We start from the raw sequence: 17,215 nt of genomic DNA on the forward strand, positions 1-17,215 counted from the left end.
TCCTCATAAAGATAATTCCCAGTTTTTATAGTAAGTATTTTACTAACTCTCTCGCTTCGTGGACTTATCTTTTATCGGAATTTTTAATTCTTGACCTACATTCACTTCATCTTTTTGTAAATCATTATACTTTTTAATCACTTCGATCCCAGTTTCATCTGAAAAATATTGCTTCGCTATACTTTCTAAGGTTTCTCCCTCTTTCACCGTATGCGTGACAACTTTCTCAGATGATGCCTCGGACTGAGATTTAGCTGAATCAAAGAAAATGACCTCAAATGCACTTTTTCCAGCGTTATTACCATCACTTTTCACCTGAATATATTTATCCGTATACCATAAAATGCTAATTGGTAGTAATATGAATAGAAATGTTAAAACTCGGACGAAAATATGATTCATTTTAAACTTTTGTTTTTTCTCTTTATTTCTATGAATTTCACTACGCGGCGGTAAACCTTCTTTTTCTTCCACTCGCTCAACTTCTAATTCCTCTTCAAAATCAGGAATTCGTCTTCTCATGTTGTTCACCACCACCTTCCATTTATTTTCTTAATTGGAGCCCCATTATAAAATCAACAAGAAAGTGTGCAAAGATTGTTATAAACAAATTTCCTGTCCATTCAAATACATAGCCAAAAACAAAACTAATGAAACAGACGAAACAAAACAAAAATGGCTTTTTTATATACCGAATATGTAATACTGCAAATACGAAACTCGCTATTACAATTCCAAAGTGCGTCTGCACTACACCTCTAAATAAAAATTCTTCTGCAAAGCCGATAATGAATGTAATAACAAGTAGATGCATAACTGACATCCCTTGAAACATCCTATCATTAATACCACCATCATCAAACCAAGACTCTGGAAATACTCGCATTGCAACATAATCTAATAACACAATACCAATCGCTAACAAGCCACCTATTATAAGTATAGACACCGGTTCCCATTTCCATAGACTATACACCGATTTTATATCTCGGAATAGTATATATGCTAGTAAACAACCGATACCGATAATAATGAACTGTGTGATATACAGATTCAACCTTATTTCTTTCGGACTCATATCTTCAATATTATGCCTTTGAATGTTCATCATTCCCCCATCTTTTCTAGACCGAAAAGCTTTTGTAACTCTGTTTCCCAATTATAGTCGAAATCCGATTGTTGCGCTTGTCTTTTTTTATAATCTGCTTTTGTAATATGACAATAGTCGCAGCAATTCTTTAACTCGCCCTCTTTTCTGTAACCGAACTGTCGCAGCAAATATTCACGTCTACATTCTTTCACTTGTATCCATGATTTCATGTTTTCTAGCTCACTATATTTATTACGTAGCCTGATTTCTACTTCAGCTATTAATCTTGTCATAATTTCATCTGACAAGCTCTCTAATATTAATTTTCTCTGTTGTATGATTCCAAGCTTTTCAAGATGATAGCGGATGAAACGCCAATATTGTTCATTAAATCTTGCTGCATTATAACAAATTTCTTCTACCTCTTCTATTGGTAATTCTTTCGTTTGAAACATTCTTTCCTGCAGTAAAGAAAATAAAAATTGTATTTGTGACTGGCTTGGCAATTCATCTTCAATTATTGAAATTGGTAAATCGTGATCTAACGGACTGCATAGTAAAATAGCTATACTAGGTTCACCATCTCTTCCAGCTCTTCCGATTTCTTGTAAATAAGAAGCTATATTAGTCGGATAGTGGAAATGAATAATATATCTCGTATTTGATTTATTTACTCCCATACCAAAAGCACTTGTACATATTACAAGCTGCAACTGGTCATTCATAAACTGCTGTTGAATTAACATGCGCTCTTCATGTTCCATACCACCATGATAGAAAGCGACACCAGCAACGCCTTTTCCTCTTAAATATTCCGTTAAACGTTCTGTCCACGCTCTGCTTGAACAATATACAATCCCCGGCCCTTGTAAATACATCACCTGTTCCAAAAGCGCCTCTTTCTTCTCTTCTATCGTCTCCACAAATTGTACTTCCATTGCTATATTTGGACGATCAATAGAATACACATGCTGCGTCACATTCTCCAAATTCAAACTCTCTGCTATATCTCGGAGTACATCTTTCGTCGCTGTTGCAGTTAATGCTAGCACCGTAGGAGACCCGATATTTTCAATAACTACATTTAGTTTTTTATAATCTGGTCTAAAATCATAACCCCATTGCGAAATACAATGAGCTTCATCTACAACAAATAATGAAATATGAACTTTCTTCAATTCTCTTATTAACAATTCCGACTGCAACATCTCAGGTGAAACAAAAATAAATTTATAGGAAGCTAACCTTTTCATTGCTTCTCTTTTTTCATGTAATGTCCGAAAACTATTAAATGCTATCACTCGGTTTTTCACAACATATTTTAATTGTGTAACCTGATCTTCCATCAAAGATAATAATGGTGATACAACAAGTACTGTCCCTTCTTGCATGAGCCCTGGAAGTTGATAGCACATAGACTTCCCTCTTCCGGTCGGAAGCATCGCTATAACATCTTTTCCTTCCAATAAATCTGTAATTACCCCTTTTTGACCTGGACGAAATTCAGAATATCCAAACCACCTATATAAATATTCCTCAAGTTTCATTTATACCCTCCATCCGCGCCAATACAAGACGAACTTCAAAATAAGAGATACCCTCTCCAACAGCTTGTTTCAACTCACGCAACTTACGTGTTTGTAATGCATCAATTACTTCTGTTACTTTATCTATTTTGTCTTTTTCCATAAACATCTCGATAGAAAAATCTCTTTCTCGCAAAGCAATTTCAACAAAATGATCTTCTATCGTTGCAACCTTTAGATTTCTAATTGTCGCTATTTCTTCTAATGAGCGCCCTTGTCTCCAAAAATTATATGTTTTTTTCGTTGATAAACTAAATAATTCAGCTCTCTCATTTGGATAAGAGATAATCTCAGCTAATAACGGAAATTCATTTTCTTTATCGCGAACTTCTTGTATAAGGAAATGAATTGTACCCCAAAATAAGAAATATACCCTGAAAATATCTCGTTTCGTAATTTCCGCTAACTGTTGCAATGTACAACCGATACGTTCATATCCTGTTAATCTATATGTTACAATCGTCGCTTCTATCACATCACATTTCCCTAAAAGATTATGTATTTCTTTCCATAATCTTTTCGCCAATTCACTTCGCCTATACGGCATACCTGTTAAAAATCGCTTCACCCACACCATTATTTCTGTATCTTGTTGAATAGGAATAAACTTCGTATTATTCTGTTGTAAATTAGATATAGTTTGAATAATTAAAGATAATCTTTTCCAAAACGTTTCACCTAATTCACCATAGTGCAAACCATGCAAATGGGCTGGAAAAGCATACCCTTCCTCCCATGTATGTAACTGCATTTTACCTTTAGGTGTTAACAAATATGTATTTTCATGTATTTCTTGAATCAAATCTGCTTGCAACAACTTTGCAACTTCACGATCATATTCATTTCTATTTAACGATTTATATATTCCAAACAAAAAAGAAATTCGGAACATATTTCCATCTTGTAACGTTTGCGAAGAACGTTTTCCCTTTAATAAATAATAAATAGAAGAAACGGTTCTTTCACCATTCAATTGTTTTAAACAATACAATACAGTATATTGTAGTTGCATTACCGCTTCCACCTTTCAATCTAACTTAATTGCTTTTGATATGATTGCGCCATCTACCGTTACTCATTAAACTTATCATATGGGCAATATATACTTGTATATATTATATTGTACCAAACGAAATAACATTTACGTATTTTGAAAATCTTATGACATAATGCAAAAATTAGTTGACACTCTAATTGATAAGGATTATCATTATAATTTTATGTTGAAAAGTTTTAAAAACCGTTTTACAATAAGGTTATAATTTTTATGGCGAGCTTTTCACATACATATTATCAGGAGGGAAAAAAAGATGGCAAAATATACAATCGTTGATAAAGATACTTGTATTGCATGTGGTGCTTGTGGCGCTGCTGCACCAGACATTTATGACTATGATGATGAAGGTATTGCATTCGTAACATTAGACGATAACCAAGGTATCGTTGAAATTCCAGATGTATTACTTGAAGATATGATGGATGCATTCGAAGGTTGTCCAACTGACTCAATTAAAGTTGCTGACGAATCATTCGACGGCGATGCTTTAAAATTCGAATAGTCTTTTATTAACTTCAAAAAATACCCCTCATTCATTTGAGGGGTATTTTTTGTTTTCTATTTTCAGCCTCCTTAATAAAAAACCATTAGTAGTTATATACTACTAATGGTTTTATTTTATATTTATGCATTTTTCATTTTTGCAAATACCCATACTTTCAGGCGTGAGAATAACGCTACAAATACAATTGTTACAACAATTCCTTTAATCAAATTAAATGGTAAGATTGCCGTTACAACCGTTGTTTTTATCGCTTCGCTAGACATAGCTGGTGAATTTAAAAACCAAGTGTAAGCTGGGAATATGATGATGTAATTTAATACACTCATAATGAGTGCCATTGTAATTGTCCCTAGCATTAATCCTGTCGTTAAACTCTTAACAGTACGATACTTCCTAAATAAGAAAGTTGCTGGTCCAATAAATAAACATCCTGCAATAAAGTTAGCAATTTCTCCAACTGGTACTCCCGTTAAACTCCCTTGAATCCCGTAATGTAAAATATTCTTTATCGCTTCTACAATTACCCCTGCAACTGGCCCGAAAATAATCGCAGCGATTAGAGCTGGCACATCACTAAAATCAATTTTTAAAAATGGCGGAAGCCCTGGGAACGGGAAATCCAACATCATCAGTAAATATGCAATACTACTTAGCATTGCTACACTCACCATCTGCACTACACTGTTTTTTTGTTTCATCTTTCTCTCTCCTTTTCCATCGATCATCTCATGGAAAGTGGAAAGGTTCTGCTATGCCTACTTTTTCATAGAACGAAAAAACCCTTTGTGTTTTACACAAAGGGAGAATTTAAGGCACATCAAACAGACGTTCAAATACCTATCTTTTTTTGAACGCTTGAACCTCCATCTTCTCCCATCCAGACTGTACTGTCGGCTTTGGAATCACACCAAATCCTGCCTTAACGGCTCGCGGGCTTAGAACAAAATCACATATAGTTCATCACCGCCGGTCGGGATTTTCACCCTGCCCCGAAGATAGACCGATATTCTATTTTCTACTTCATTATACAACAACATGATCGTATTGTGAACAAAAAAATCGTAACTTACTAAAAATAAGTTATTAATTTTACATAATCAAAATCATTCATTATATTTTACAATACACTCCATATTTTTTAGTATTCGGCATTTCTCCTATGAATCCCCTAGTCATATATAATTAAAAGTGATAAGATGTTGAATTGTTAAGATAAGAACATTTTCTGGATTATGGAGGAAATGTCATGAAGAAAGAAAAGAGACACTCTATTCGAGAAACAATGAAAAAAAACTTAAGAAAAGAATACTTTTACTTAAAAAAAGAATTACTTTTCTACTGTCCAATTGATTTAGGCACATTCTCAAGCGAGACATACTATGCTGCTTTCGATGAAGATGGCATCAGTATTTATCAGTATGATAAAAAGACAGAAAGTAAATTAAAATTATGTGAGCGTCATCCATGGAAGAGTTGGAATAAAGTAAAGGTTGATCATTATTTGACAACTTCACAATTTATTTTTCAAGGTGAGCGAAACTGGATATTATCCCTTTTTCAAAAAGGAAAAGAAGCTCAAAAAATAATAGAAGAGCATACATCTTTACAAACTGAAGTTGTTTCCCGCTCTTTCTTAAAAAAACTACCTGGTTTCCGTTCTAATGCACCGTTGAATAAATACATCGGCAGCATTTGCTATACTGCACTCATTGCATTTTTATTAAAATGGATGATTCCATTTCAAGGACCACAAATCGCCCTGTACTCTATTTCAATCGGTTGTATGCTTCTTGGTTTACTTTGTTTGACAATTGGTTTAATTGAACCGACTATTGTACTATTTCGAACAAACGAAAAAACAAGAGCGAAAGTATTTTACTTATATAGCTACTTAGCTATTTCTGGATTTATATGTGTCTTTATTTTTTGGTAAAAAAGAGCTAGTTAAACTAGCTCTTTTTTACTTTACATATAATTGTTGATTTGGATAAATCAGCTCTTGTTGCAACCCATTTTTTTCTTGAATTTCCTTAACTGACATTCTAAATTTCCGCGCAATGCTAACTAGAGTGTCGCCTTTTTGGACGACGTATAACGATGAAGAAACTGCTTCATTTCTTTGTTCATGTAAAACAAGCAATGGATTCATCGCATTCTTTTTTGCCATCGTCCATCTTCCTTGATGAACTTCTAAATGTAAGTGTGCACCTCGGGATTCTCCTGTATTTCCTACTTCTCCAATTATTTCTCCTTTTGAAATATAATCCCCTTGAACTACATATCTCTTATTTAAATGTGCATACACAGCCTCATATTCTCCATGTTTAATAAAAACAACGTTTCCATAACTACTTGAATAATAAGACTTTGTTACCTTACCTTCTTGAATAGCTGACACAGGCGCGCCGATCGGTGCCGCTATATCTATACCGTAGTGTTTTCCGTGCCTTGTTCCAAAATAATCACTTATCTGTCCTTCAACAGGCCATGCCCATTGATTTCCCTCTGCGTACACATGTAATTGAGATAAAAATAGTACTGTCAATAACATGACGCCATATTTTAAAGCTTTCATATACATCCTCCGTTTTCTAATTACGACCATACCTTCTCTATTTTGGTATATTACAGAAAAAACTATACAAAAAAAGAAAGTGAATCACTCCACTTCCTTCTCTTTCTTATCACGAAAAACGATTGCACTGCGATTATACTCTACATCTTTTACTTGTAATCGAGCGTTTATTACTCTAGCTACTGCAAATAAATAATCAGATAATCTATTTACATACTTTAGAACAACTTCATTTATTTCTCCTTCTTTTTGCAGGGACACGATACATCGTTCTGCTCGCCTTACAACTGTACGTGCAATATGAATAGCAGCTGCCGATTCGCTTCCACCTGGTAAAATAAACCGTTCTAGCGGTGGTGCTTCTTCTATATACGAATCAATCCTACTTTCTAAGTTTTCGACCATTTCAATTTTTACTTTATAAGGAATTTTCTCGCCTACTATCGCCAAGTCTCCCCCGCAATCAAATAGTTCATGTTGAATATTTTCAAGTTCATTATAAATATCTCCGAAAGACCCGCCTTGTAGTTTAGTCATCGCATATCCAATATGAGAATTCGCCTCATCTATTGTGCCATATGCTTCAACTCGGATATTATCTTTATCCACTCTGCCGCCTATTACACTTGTTGTCCCTTTATCTCCTGTTTTTGTATATAATTTCATCGCTTTACGACACCCCTCTCATCATTCTTCATTCGACTAAGTTAGAAAAAAAGTTCTACTATTATTTATTTAATTGATTTTACAAAAAAATAAACAACCGTAGAACTTTATTCATTATCAACTTTTAAAACGTATATTTAAATTATACGATTCGGTAAATATACAGAGAATGTAGTTCCCTCTCCAACAACACTTGAAACAGCAATTTTCCCATCATGGCCTTGCACAATATTTTTTGCAATCGCAAGCCCGAGTCCTGTTCCACCTTTTTTTCCACGTGTTCTTGCTTTATCAGCTTTATAGAAACGATCAAATAAAAATGGAATATCTTCTTCTGGAATACCAGCGCCCGAATCTTGTACTTCAAAAATAATACCATTATTTTTCGTATCAATTACAAGCGTTACATGTCCACCTGCGTTCGTATGACGTATTGCGTTATCAATTAAATTCGTCAATACTTGTTCCATACGATCTGCATCAAACGGGTATTGCTCAATTGGATTTTTGAAATCAACCGTTAACGCGACTTCTTTATCCTTTGCAATTCCTTGGAATTTACGACCTATTTTTTCAACGAAAGGATGAATATCAACTTCACCTATATGTAACTCTACATTACCACTTTCCATACGCGCTAAATCTAACAATTCATTTACAAGTTTCCCTAAACGAACGGATTCATCATAAATGATTTGAACAAACTCATTAATTTCTTCTTTTGTTTGCACAATATCATCTAAAATTGCTTCACTATACCCTTGGAGCATGACCATCGGTGTACGAAGCTCATGTGATACGTTCGCAATAAAGTCTTGGCGCATTTTCTCAAGACGGCGTTCTTCCGTCATATCACGCAATACAGCTACAGCCCCACGAATTTTCGTTTGATTGTAAAGCGGCGTCATAAGAACTACATAGTTACCTTTTTGTAAATTAATTTCAACCACTTGTTGTTGTTCGCTTTCTACAACGAGATGGAATAGTTCAACAAGTTCAGAAGGCAGTTTTTTACTGAGCTCTATCTCTTTTTCTTCTTGCCAAACTTGTAAGAAATGTTCAGCCGGCGGATTGATTACAACGACTTCACCCTCTTGATTTAATGTAATAACCCCATCTGCCATACTACTTAAAATACTAGCTAACTGCTCTTTCTCTTGCTGCAGGGCATTCATATTAAACTTCAACTGTTTCCCCATTTGATTTAAGGCTGTTGCAAGCTCACCAATCTCATCTTGAGATACCATAGGGGCTTTTGCATCAAACTTCCCACGCGACACCTCAAAAGCAACCTCACGCATTTTACGAAGTGGCGCTGTAATTCGAGTAGATAAGAAGAATGCAAAGAAAGTTGTTAATATAATCGCAATCCCTGCTGATAAGAATATAAAATCAGTCGTTCTTTCCATGCCTTGTATCGGCACTTGTAAAGATTCGTATACAAACACTGCACTTTGATTTTTTGACTGTACTGGTTTTCCGACAATCATAATATCATTTTCAGTATTTTTATTCTTTCTACTATTAGAGGCTTTTCTAATGTTATTCTTAATTTCTTTTTTGTCTGTAAACACAGCCGCTAATTCTTTATCTTCTTTTAAGTCATCCATTGTAAGAGTGACTAATCCTTCTTGTTTCGGTGAAGAAGATATTTCTTTACCATCTTCTACAATAATGATCCTTGAAAGTGGATCAGAGAATTTGTACGCGATATTCTCAATCGTTTTTACATCGGCACCTTCCTCAATTAACTCTGAAACACTTGTTGCAACTTTTTGAAGCCTAGCTTCACTCATATCAACATAATATGTTCTAAAAAACTGTGAAAGTAAAATCGCAACAAATCCAAGCACGAACGAAACGAGAAGTAATATGGTCATCCATAACTTCCCTACTACACTTCTCCAAAGCATCAGTCGTTCACAACCTCAAACTTGTAACCTACGCCCCAAACGGTAACAATCATCTTCGCAGCATCGGGTGATTTTTTACTTAACTTCTCACGTAAACGCTTTACATGCGTATCAACTGTACGTAAATCTCCGAAGAATTCATATTGCCATACTTCTTTTAGCAATTGCTCACGATCGAATACTTTATCAGGCGCTTTCGCTAAGAATAATAGTAATTCGTACTCTTTCGGTGTTAAGTTCACCTCATTACCATCTGCTGTAACACGGTGTGCATCATTATCAATTGTTAAATGAGGGAATACAGTAACATCTTTTGTCGTTGTATCTTGTGTAAAGAATGTTGTTGGTACAGAACGGCGTAAGACCGCTTTCACTCGAAGCACTACTTCACGTGGGCTAAATGGTTTCACAATATAATCATCAGTTCCTACCTCAAACCCTTGTACTCGATTTACTTCTTCACCTTTTGCTGTCAACATAATAATTGGCGTCGCTTTCTTCTCACGAACCCCTTTACATACTTCGATACCATCTTTACCAGGCATCATAAGATCTAATAAAATTAAATCATAATCATTTTGCAGCGCCATTTCTAAAGCTGTATCACCATTGTCTGCTTCTTCAATTGTGTATTGTTCTCTCTCTAAATACATTTTCAACAAACGACGAATACGATCCTCATCGTCTACAATTAAAATTCTTGATTCATTTTCCATTTCTACCCGTTGCGTACTTTTACCACAACGGTTCACACCTACCCTTCTATACTATTATGTTGCGCTATTCTCGTTTATTTAAGCAATCTTCTAAATGTTTCACTTCCCATATTATGCTTCACAAGAATAATAAAGTTTGTTCAATTTTTTTCCAAAACTATGTATTTTTTTTGAACAGTATATAATGTCCTCGACATCATTTTACAAAATCAACCGCTACTTTGTCATGTTTTTCTCAAAAAAGAAGAAAAGTTGACAAAAATAAAATAGGAAAGTGACATACACTCTCCTATTTTATTTCTCTATGCGTATGAATGTAAACCCGCGATAATTAAGTTTACTACAATAAAGTTAAACATAATGATTGCAAAACCAATTACAGCTAACCATGCTGACTTCTCTCCGTGCCATCCTTTTGATAAACGTAAATGTAATACCGCCGCATAAAAGAGCCAAGTAATAAGCGCCCAAACCTCTTTTGGATCCCAGCCCCAAAAACGTGTCCACGCTATTTGAGCCCAAATCATGGCGAAAATTAATGCACCTAATGTGAAAACTGGGAATCCAATTGCAATAGAACGATATCCTATTTCATCTAACAAATCGCTATTCGTATTTTTCACTAACGGCTGAAGTGCCGCTGATACTCGTTTACGTAAAATTAGCCTTAATACGATATAGAGTAACGTTCCGACTAACACTGACCAAATAACAGTATTTAATTTTTTCGCATTTACAATCGCCGGAACCTCAACTGTCGGTTCTAATTTATTTTCTGTCAGTAACTTCCCTTCATGCGGCCCCACTAATGCCGGAAGATTGTATTTCATTTCCACTTGTTGTTCATTTTTATCAATCCATTGAAACTTTGCTTCATATTTCATACTAGAAAATACCGTTGTCACTCCAATAAATCCAACTGTACAAACAAGTGTGAATACTACCGTCTCTAGCCAAAATGTGCGTTTACTTTTCACTGATTGATCTACATTTTTCAATAAATACATAACGCCCGTAATAAAACTAATTGCTAAAATTGCTTGTCCTGCAGCCGCAGTCGTTACGTGAATATGTAACCAATTACTTTTTAAAGATGGAATAAGCGGTGATATTTCCCTCGGAAACATACTTGCATAAGCAATTAATAAAAGCGCAACTGGTAATGCAAATAGTCCGATTATACTTACGCGGTACATAAAGTACATGACAATAAATGCTCCGACAAGCATCATGCCGAAAAACGTACCAAATTCAAAAAAGTTACTAACTGGCACATGACCTGATGCGATCCACCTTGTTACAAAATAAACTGTTTGTGCAATAAACCCTAAAATTGTAATCGTTATTCCTACGTTTGCCCATTTATGACCCTTTTCTTTAATTGCTCCCCCAAAAAATAGAGTGGCAATTAAATATAAAATAAATGCGGTAAAGAGAAAGTTACTACTTATTTGCACCATATCGTTTCCCCACCTTAACTAATTTTTTTATCGACTACTTTATCATTTGGTTGCGGAATTGCTGTACCTTCTAGTACTCTTTCAATATCTTTCTTTAAACCGAACCAGTTTTTATTCGTATGTCCTGCAATCCACCATTCATCATTAACGCGTTGTATCCAAATACGGCGATGATTCCAATACATTCCTTGAATGACACCAACCATAAATATAAATCCTCCAATACCGAGAATCCAAAGCGTTAAATCTTTCCTTACAGTAAGTGCTGTTGCATTTTGCATTTCCACGCCTGCAAACGACATTTTATATTTATTATTTCCATCAGGTTCTATATTTTGCTGAATACCAACAAAACTCACTTCACCATCTGGTGTTTCAGGCGTAAACATTTTAAATACAAATGCAGGGTTGTTTGGTAATTTTGTTTTTGTATTTGGTCTTCCATTCTCATCAAAATAAAAATCAGGGAAATAGCTTAATAGTTCTAAAGAATAACCATTTCCTAAATCATATTTTTCTGCAGGGTTTGTTAAATCAACTTTAATCGGTCCCCACTTTTGATTATTTTCTTTATTTTGCAAACGGAAGGACATACTTTTAAATTCATTTTCTCTATAACTCAATTGATAAACAGCAAATTGATCAAATTTCAGCGGTTCATTTACTCGAATTTCAACTTCTTTTACTTTTTCCAATTTTGGTTTTTGTCCAGCTATCTTTTCACCTACCGCTTTATATAATACGGCATTCGTTTGGAAGTTTTTCGCAATCATTTTATCACCTACACGGTCAATTGCTTCATCAAAAACTTCCTTGTCCTTACTTTTATCATAAACTTCCTTTATAAACTTCTCACTTTTTAAATAATATTGGCCATCCGTCCCTGGTATTTCTTTCGTTTCACCATCACGTAACCAAAGCGTTTCATCTACATACATACTCGGTAAAAAACGAAGCATCGCACCGAATAAAAAGATAATAAGACCGATATGATTTACATATGGACCCCAACGCGAGAAACGTCCCTTTTCTGCTAAAACGTTTCCGTCTTCCACTTTCACATTATAGTTCGTTTTCTTTAAATTCTTTTGAACTTTGTCAAAATCTCCCTCTTGCGGTGTACCAGTGCCATATAATCTTTGTCTCTTTAAAAAACTAGGGTGCCTTTTTACCCCTTGCTTCTTTAAAGCTTTATAAAGTGGAATGACACGGTCTAAGCTACATATCACAAGAGAAATACCAATTGAAGCAATTAACATCATATACCACCATGAACCGTATAAATTATTAAAGCCTAATTGATAGTATAATTGCCCTAAAAATCCGTATTCTTGCTTATAATATTCAGCTGGTGCAATTCCTGGAGTTATGTACATTTCTTGCGGAAAAATAGTCCCTATCGCCGATGCAGCTAAAGTGATTACAATGAGCCATACACCCACTTTTACAGAAGAGAAAAAGCTCCAAATTTTATCAATAATCGTTTTTGTTTGCGTGAGAGATCTCCGAGCACTCCCCTCATAGCGCATATCCAATAGTTTTATATTTTCATTGCTTTCAAATGGTTTCCCACAAGCTTCACAAAAAACAGTTCCTATCGGATTCACATGTCCACATTCACATTTAATTTCTTTCAACACTCTCACCGCCCCTGTATCTATATGTACTATTGTATATTCTAACCTAGATTTACCGCAATACTCAGAATTTTTAAACCAAAGGCACTATAGGTAAGCGCCTTGTATGTAAAGGTTTTCTTTATTACGGAGTGATTTTCTTTAAATACTCCTCCAATTGTTCCTTCGTTTGTTCACCTTTAATCTCTTGAATCACCTTACCATCTTTATCAATCAAGAAGCTTGTTGGTAATGGTATTACTCCATACGTTTTTATAATTTCTCCACCTTTATCGATTGCAACGGGGAACTTAAGATCGTATTGTTTCACAAAATTCTTAACAGCAATATCCGTTTCATCTGCATCTAACGCAATGATTTCAACGCCTTTTTCTTTATACTTTGGATATAGTTCATTCATATAAGGCATTTCTTTCTCACAAGGTTTACACCACGTACCCCAAAAGTTTAAAAATACACCTTTTCCCTTAAAATCTTTTAGCTCAATTTTCTTTCCTTCTAAATCTGTCACAACAAAGTTAGGTGCTTCTTTTCCAATTTCCATTTTCTCTTCTTTAGAGAAATATCCTTGATAAAGTGTAAATCCTACAGCACCGCTTAAAATGAGCAGAATAATAACGCGAAATAATAAGCGATTTTTTTTCATATTGTTTCCCCTCTCTTCGACGAGTGATGAATATATGTATTTTTAATAAATCACCAGCGGAGCATTCCACTGGTGAAAGTTTCACAATATCGATTAGCGAGGCTTTGTAGAAGCCAATGCACGTAATTGTTTCACCTCATGCGGTGTCAATTCTCTTGCATCACCAGGTCGCAAGCTACCCACTTCTAAAAAGGCGTAGCGTTCACGCTTTAGTTTCACTACTTTACAGTCTAAAGCTTCAAACATACGACGTACTTGACGGTTACGTCCTTCATGAATTGTTAATTGTACAATCGCCATTTCTTTACGCTTGTCCCAAGAAATAATCTTCACACGCGCTGGTGCTGTTTTTCCGTCTTCTAACATAACACCGCGTTCTAACATGCGAATTTTCTCACCTGTTAGAGGACCTTTTATTTTTGCAACATATGTTTTTTCAACTTTATATCTAGGGTGCATTAATACATTTGCGAAGTCCCCATCGTTTGTCATTAATAATACGCCAGACGTATCATAATCTAAGCGTCCGATTGGGAATAAACGTTGTGTAATTTCCGGGAAAAAGTCTGTTACAACACTTCTTCCTTTATCATCTGATACACTTGAAATTACGCCAGTTGGTTTATATAGTAAAAAATAAACAGGTTCTTCTTTTTCAAGAGGGATGTTATTTACTTCTACTTTATCTTGAGGAGTTACTTTCGTTCCTAACTCCTTCACTATTTTTCCGTTAACTTTCACTTTTCCTTGCTGAATTAATTCCTCAGCCTTTCTTCTCGATGCAATACCTGCTTGCGCAATCACTTTTTGTAATCGTTCCATTTCTTTTTTTCACCTCGAATTTATCTTACCTTACATTAGAAAGACTTGGCAACCGCATACGCTTAACGGCTTTTCGCTTCCTCTTACTTAAACAACATAGCGATGATAATAAACATATAAAGGTCAAATCATGGTTTTACCTTTTATTATTGTCCATATTTTTCATATTGCTCACAATAAAAGTTCATTATTTTGTCAAAAATACCGCATAAAAAAACCACTATTAAGCAACACCTTAATAGTGGTCGTATACGTATTATAAGCGAAATAGCATAAAAAATGAATAGTATTACTTAAACATTAAAGAAACAAACACAATCGAACAAATAATTCCGATTAAATCAGCAAAAAGTCCTACTTTTAATGCATCTCCCATTTTTCTAATTCCAACAGCTCCGAAGTATACTGTTAAAATATAAAAAGTCGTATCTGTACTCCCTTGCATTGTAGAAGCCAATCGGCCAATGAATGAGTCTGGTCCATATGTGGCAATTAAATCGGTCGTAATACTTAAACCAGCAGAGCCCGAAATAGGACGTATAAGTGCTAGTGGAACAATTTCTGCTGGTACATGAATTAAATCTAACATCGGCTTCATTACTGATATCATTGCATCCAATGCACCTGAAGCTCGAAATATAGAAATAGATACGAGCATTCCAACCATAAACGGTAAAATAGAGATTGCAATTTGAATCCCTTCTTTTCCCCCCTCAACGAACGATTCATACGTCGGCACTTTCTTTATCGTTCCATATAAAAGGATAAAACCAATTACACAAGGGATTACCCATAATGATATCGTATTAACAATACTCATTTTTTCCGCCCCTTCCTACTCCTTCTTCGGTAAAAATAGCGATCAATCCAAATCGCTCCGATCATAGAGAGTACTTGTGCAATGAATGTTACCCCAACAATTTCAGTAGGATTCGCTGATTCATACGTCATTCGAATCGAAATGACAGTAGTAGGAATTAAAGTAATCGCTGATGTATTTAACGCAAGAAACGTCACCATAGAACGGCTCGCCGAATCCTTTCCCCCATTTAACTCTTTCAATTGTTCCATCGCTTTTATACCAAGAGGGGTCGCAGCATTACCTAACCCAAAAAAGTTAGCCATCATATTCGATAAAATAAATCCCATTGACGGATGGTCCTTTGGTATTTCTGGAAACAATCTTTTTACTATCGGCATAAAAAGTGACACTAACTTTTTTAACAATCCTGCTTCTTCTGCAACTTTCATTAAACCGAGCCAAAATACTAAAACACTAATGAGTCCTATACAAATTGTTACTGCGTCTTTTGCTCCATCAAATACTGCTTTATTGATTGCTTCCATCGTTCCATTTATCATGGCATATACAATCCCTATGACTGCCATCGCTACCCATACGAGATTAACCATCGCTTCCAACACCTATCATATGAGAAAAAATTTCTTTCACATTATTCCAATATACTCCCGTTGTAGCTACTAACTTTCGTTTACTATAAAATAAATTTCGTTCTCCAACTTTCTCATTGCCAACATAAATTTCTGTCTTTCCAACCTTTACTCCATCCTTAAGTTTCGCACTTTTATCAAGTTCAACTTTTAATACGACATTCTTTCTTTCCTGCTCAGTTAAAGGTACCGCAAAACTATTTTTCGTATAAACATGATTGGCATATTTCTTTTCAGTTATTTCAGCAAGAGCTCCTTGTCCTACAACGTTTGTTTGTTTGAAACGTTCAAAACCTTTATCAAATAAATTCATATGATCATCCCAATCGCTAGAAGCGCTCAAAGTTACGACAATTAAATCTAGTCCATCTTTTGATGCTGTTGTAACAAGCGTCCGTCCTGCTTTCTTCGTAAAACCCGTTTTTCCTCCTGTTGCAAATTCATAATAAGACGTCACAAGTTTATGTTTGTTTTTCCACGGATAATCCCACGAATCCGATTTATACGTTTTTGTCCCAAAAATCTTCTTAAAGGTTTCATTCCCCATTGCATACCTTGTTAAAAGTGCCATGTCATAGGCCGACGAATAATGGGATCCATCTCCATCCAAACCATGTGGGTTTGAAAAGTGAGTATCTTTCATTCCAATTTGTTTCGCCTTTTCATTCATTAAATATACAAACCCATCTATACTCCCTCCTACATTTTCAGCAATTACTTGTGCTGCATCATTACCAGATCTCAGCATGAGTCCGTATACTAAATCCTCTAATTTTACTTTCTGTCCAGGCTTTAAATAAATTGCTGAGCCTTCTACTCTCACTGCTTCATTACTAACCGAGACCATTTCTTTCATTTTCCCTGACTCAGCAGCTAACAAGGCAGTCATAATTTTTGTTATACTAGCAATCTTTTGCGGCTCATGTTCTGCTTTTCCGTATAATACGCGACCTGACTGTTGCTCCATTAATACAGCATTTCGAGCACTAACATTGCTGGTCATCTTTGCATATGTAGGAATTGGTATAACGCTTGCGTACATAATAAGAAGCGTAATGATTACACAAATTCGTCTCATATTTCCCCCCAC

General features: G+C 35.1%; 18 protein-coding genes and 1 riboswitch. Of the genes, 2 read left to right on the top strand and 16 right to left on the bottom strand.

All coding sequences use genetic code 11. The features are described from left to right. Positions 1–42: 42 nt before the first annotated feature. Genes ACTFRS_RS10795 through ACTFRS_RS10810 form a run of 4 tightly spaced genes read right to left on the bottom strand, consistent with a single transcriptional unit; the run spans position 43 to position 3,688 of the window. Positions 43–522: a LysM peptidoglycan-binding domain-containing protein gene (locus ACTFRS_RS10795; RefSeq protein WP_001254344.1), complete on the bottom strand. Its 480-nt coding sequence runs from the start codon at positions 520–522 to the stop codon at positions 43–45. 22 nt (positions 523–544) lie between these two features. Continuing rightward, positions 545–1,108: a CPBP family intramembrane glutamic endopeptidase gene (locus tag ACTFRS_RS10800; RefSeq protein WP_001025765.1), complete on the bottom strand. Its 564-nt coding sequence runs from the start codon at positions 1,106–1,108 to the stop codon at positions 545–547. Beyond that, positions 1,108–2,637, bottom strand: coding sequence for a RecQ family ATP-dependent DNA helicase (locus ACTFRS_RS10805; protein ID WP_139868088.1), 1,530 nt, complete (start codon positions 2,635–2,637; stop codon positions 1,108–1,110). Before ACTFRS_RS10805 ends, ACTFRS_RS10800 begins: the two co-directional genes overlap by 1 nt. Next, complete coding sequence (locus tag ACTFRS_RS10810; RefSeq protein ID WP_139868090.1) at positions 2,627–3,688, bottom strand: helix-turn-helix domain-containing protein; 1,062 nt, start codon at positions 3,686–3,688, stop codon at positions 2,627–2,629. Before ACTFRS_RS10810 ends, ACTFRS_RS10805 begins: the two co-directional genes overlap by 11 nt. Positions 3,689–3,986: 298 nt before the next feature. On the opposite strand from ACTFRS_RS10810, the gene ACTFRS_RS10815 reads away from it, so the two are divergent. After that, positions 3,987–4,235, top strand: a complete 249-nt coding sequence (locus ACTFRS_RS10815; protein ID WP_001151996.1) for a ferredoxin — start codon at positions 3,987–3,989, stop codon at positions 4,233–4,235. 122 nt (positions 4,236–4,357) lie between these two features. On the opposite strand, the gene ACTFRS_RS10820 is transcribed toward ACTFRS_RS10815, so the two are convergent. Beyond that, positions 4,358–4,936, bottom strand: a complete 579-nt coding sequence (locus tag ACTFRS_RS10820; RefSeq protein ID WP_000810858.1) for an ECF transporter S component — start codon at positions 4,934–4,936, stop codon at positions 4,358–4,360. A 163-nt stretch (positions 4,937–5,099) separates the two neighbouring features. Next, positions 5,100–5,239, bottom strand: a riboswitch (FMN riboswitch). A gap of 245 nt (positions 5,240–5,484) precedes the next feature. Between ACTFRS_RS10820 and ACTFRS_RS10825 the strand changes: the two genes are divergently transcribed. After that, entirely contained in the window at positions 5,485–6,171 is a 687-nt protein-coding gene (locus ACTFRS_RS10825; RefSeq protein WP_000711807.1) for a hypothetical protein, read from the top strand. Positions 6,172–6,198: 27 nt separating this feature from the next. Here the strand turns inward: ACTFRS_RS10825 and ACTFRS_RS10830 are convergent, their stop codons facing one another. The 11 genes from ACTFRS_RS10830 to dacB all read right to left on the bottom strand — a co-directional run bounded on the left by ACTFRS_RS10830 (position 6,199) and on the right by dacB (position 17,203). Continuing rightward, positions 6,199–6,813, bottom strand: a complete 615-nt coding sequence (locus tag ACTFRS_RS10830) for a peptidoglycan DD-metalloendopeptidase family protein (protein ID WP_000645699.1) — start codon at positions 6,811–6,813, stop codon at positions 6,199–6,201. An 84-nt stretch (positions 6,814–6,897) separates the two neighbouring features. Next, positions 6,898–7,479: a cob(I)yrinic acid a,c-diamide adenosyltransferase gene (locus ACTFRS_RS10835; RefSeq protein ID WP_000781284.1), complete on the bottom strand. Its 582-nt coding sequence runs from the start codon at positions 7,477–7,479 to the stop codon at positions 6,898–6,900. A 137-nt stretch (positions 7,480–7,616) separates the two neighbouring features. Then, positions 7,617–9,392 carry a sensor histidine kinase ResE gene (resE, locus tag ACTFRS_RS10840; protein WP_440023614.1) on the bottom strand — a complete coding sequence of 592 codons (1,776 nt, stop codon included), beginning with the start codon at positions 9,390–9,392 and terminating at the stop codon, positions 7,617–7,619. Further along, the gene (gene resD, locus ACTFRS_RS10845; protein WP_000426862.1) at positions 9,392–10,108 is read right to left on the bottom strand and encodes a DNA-binding response regulator ResD; all 717 of its coding nucleotides are present in this window, start codon (positions 10,106–10,108) and stop codon (positions 9,392–9,394) included. The genes resE and resD overlap by 1 nt, the downstream gene beginning before the upstream one ends. A gap of 302 nt (positions 10,109–10,410) precedes the next feature. Beyond that, positions 10,411–11,568 (bottom strand): cytochrome c biogenesis protein ResC, encoded by a 1,158-nt coding sequence (gene resC / locus ACTFRS_RS10850; protein WP_440023613.1) that lies wholly within the window; start codon positions 11,566–11,568, stop codon positions 10,411–10,413. Positions 11,569–11,582: 14 nt separating this feature from the next. Next, positions 11,583–13,208, bottom strand: coding sequence for a cytochrome c biogenesis protein ResB (gene resB / locus ACTFRS_RS10855; protein ID WP_103626989.1), 1,626 nt, complete (start codon positions 13,206–13,208; stop codon positions 11,583–11,585). A 121-nt stretch (positions 13,209–13,329) separates the two neighbouring features. Continuing rightward, complete coding sequence (gene resA, locus ACTFRS_RS10860) at positions 13,330–13,851, bottom strand: thiol-disulfide oxidoreductase ResA (RefSeq protein ID WP_000742210.1); 522 nt, start codon at positions 13,849–13,851, stop codon at positions 13,330–13,332. 93 nt (positions 13,852–13,944) lie between these two features. Continuing rightward, positions 13,945–14,673, bottom strand: a complete 729-nt coding sequence (rluB, locus tag ACTFRS_RS10865) for a 23S rRNA pseudouridine(2605) synthase RluB (protein ID WP_000440555.1) — start codon at positions 14,671–14,673, stop codon at positions 13,945–13,947. Positions 14,674–14,962: 289 nt separating this feature from the next. Beyond that, positions 14,963–15,493 carry a spore maturation protein SpmB gene (spmB, locus tag ACTFRS_RS10870; RefSeq protein ID WP_000029511.1) on the bottom strand — a complete coding sequence of 177 codons (531 nt, stop codon included), beginning with the start codon at positions 15,491–15,493 and terminating at the stop codon, positions 14,963–14,965. Next, positions 15,490–16,086: a spore maturation protein SpmA gene (gene spmA, locus ACTFRS_RS10875; RefSeq protein ID WP_000247807.1), complete on the bottom strand. Its 597-nt coding sequence runs from the start codon at positions 16,084–16,086 to the stop codon at positions 15,490–15,492. Before spmA ends, spmB begins: the two co-directional genes overlap by 4 nt. Beyond that, a complete protein-coding gene (gene dacB / locus ACTFRS_RS10880; protein ID WP_139868096.1) occupies positions 16,079–17,203 on the bottom strand; it encodes a D-alanyl-D-alanine carboxypeptidase DacB in 1,125 nt (374 codons plus the stop codon). The genes spmA and dacB overlap by 8 nt, the downstream gene beginning before the upstream one ends. Positions 17,204–17,215: the final 12 nt, after the last annotated feature.

This window comes from Bacillus cereus group sp. MYBK139-1 (genome assembly GCF_051916915.1).
Taxonomy (GTDB): domain Bacteria; phylum Bacillota; class Bacilli; order Bacillales; family Bacillaceae_G; genus Bacillus_A; species Bacillus_A pacificus.